Annotated in this window: 1 protein-coding gene; it reads left to right on the top strand. The window is 61.2% G+C overall.

The annotated features are described in order from the left end of the window. A partial coding sequence (fusA, locus tag CTR53_RS17020; RefSeq protein ID WP_290816181.1) for an elongation factor G occupies positions 1-1575 on the top strand: 1575 nt, incomplete at its 5' end. Between the last annotated feature and the right edge of the window lie 117 nt (positions 1576-1692).

The raw sequence follows: 1692 nt of genomic DNA, 5'->3' as shown, positions 1-1692 counted from the left end.
GAAGCCGATTTCAAGGGCGTGGTCGATCTGGTCCGCAACCGTGCGATCATCTGGAAGGATGAGAGCCTGGGCGCCGAATTCTTCTACGACGAGATTCCGGCCGATCTGAAGGAACAGGCTGCCGAATGGCGCCAGAAGATGATCGACGCCGCGCTCGAGATGGATGACGCCGCGCTGGAAGCCTATCTCGAAGGCAACGAGCCGGACGAGAAGACCCTGACTGCCTGCATCCGCAAGGGCACCATCGCCTCGAAGTTCGTGCCCGTGCTGTGCGGCTCGGCCTTCAAGAACAAGGGCGTACAGCCGCTGCTCGACGCCGTCATCGACTACCTGCCGTCGCCGGTCGATGTCGCGGGCGTCGAAGGCCTGAAGCCGGAGAGCAACGACAAGCTGGTTCGCAAGACCTCGGATGAAGAGCCGTTCTCGGGTCTTGCCTTCAAGATTATGAACGATCCCTTCGTCGGTTCGCTGACCTTCGTGCGTATCTACTCGGGCGTTCTGGAAGCCGGTTCGGGCGTCCTGAACACCGTGAAGGATAACCGCGAGCGTATCGGCCGCATGCTGCAGATGCATGCGAATACCCGCGAGGAAATCAAGGAAGCCCGCGCTGGCGACATCGTCGCACTGGCTGGCCTGAAGAACACCACCACGGGCGACACGCTCTGCGATCCGAATCATCCGATCGTGCTCGAGCGCATGGAATTCCCCGAGCCGGTCATCGAAGTCGCGGTTGAGCCGAAGACCAAGAACGACCAGGAAAAGATGGGCCTCGCGCTCAATCGTCTCGCTGCCGAGGATCCGTCCTTCCGCGTGTCGGTTGACCATGAGAGCGGCCAGACCGTGATCAAGGGCATGGGCGAACTTCACCTCGAAATCCTCGTCGATCGTATGCGTCGCGAGTTCAAGGTCGAAGCCAATGTCGGCGCGCCGCAGGTTGCCTATCGCGAAGCGCTGACCAAGACCGCCGAAATCGACTACACCCACAAGAAGCAGTCGGGCGGTTCGGGCCAGTTCGCTCGCGTCAAGATGCGCTTCGAGCCGCTGGAGCCCGGTTCGGGCGTGCAATTCGAGAACGACGTCGTCGGCGGCAACGTGCCGAAGGAATACGTCCCGGCTGTCGAAAAGGGTATCCGCCAGATTGCCGCTTCGGGCGTGCTGGCCGGCTTCCCGGTCATCGATTTCAAGGTCACGCTGTATGACGGCGCCTACCATGACGTCGACTCCTCGGCGCTCGCCTTCGAAATCGCGGCCCGCGCCGCGTTCCGCGAAGTTGCACCGAAGGCCGGTGCCAAGCTGCTCGAGCCGATCATGCGTGTCGAAGTGGTTGCCCCGGAAGATTTCGTCGGTGACGTGATGGGCGACCTGTCGTCCCGCCGTGGGCAGTTGACCGGTACCGAACCGCGCGGCAACGCGCAGGTCATCAACGCCATGGTGCCGCTCGCCAACATGTTCGGCTACGTGAACAACCTGCGCTCAATGACCCAGGGCCGCGCGCAGTACACCATGACTTTCGATCACTACGCCCAGGTGCCGCAGAACGTGTCTGACGAAGTGCTGGCGAAGCTCGCCGGCTGATCTGAAGAACACGAACGCATCGACGCAGATATATCCGACTAGCGGAGAAGTAAAATGAGCAAGGCAAAGTTTGAGCGTAACAAGCCGCACTGCAACATTGGCACGATTGGCCACGTT

This window comes from Ferrovibrio sp. (genome assembly GCF_002796975.1).
GTDB lineage: Bacteria > Pseudomonadota > Alphaproteobacteria > Ferrovibrionales > Ferrovibrionaceae > Ferrovibrio.
The sequence above is the reverse complement of the archived record's forward strand: the minus strand, read 5'-3'. Positions and strand labels throughout refer to the sequence as shown.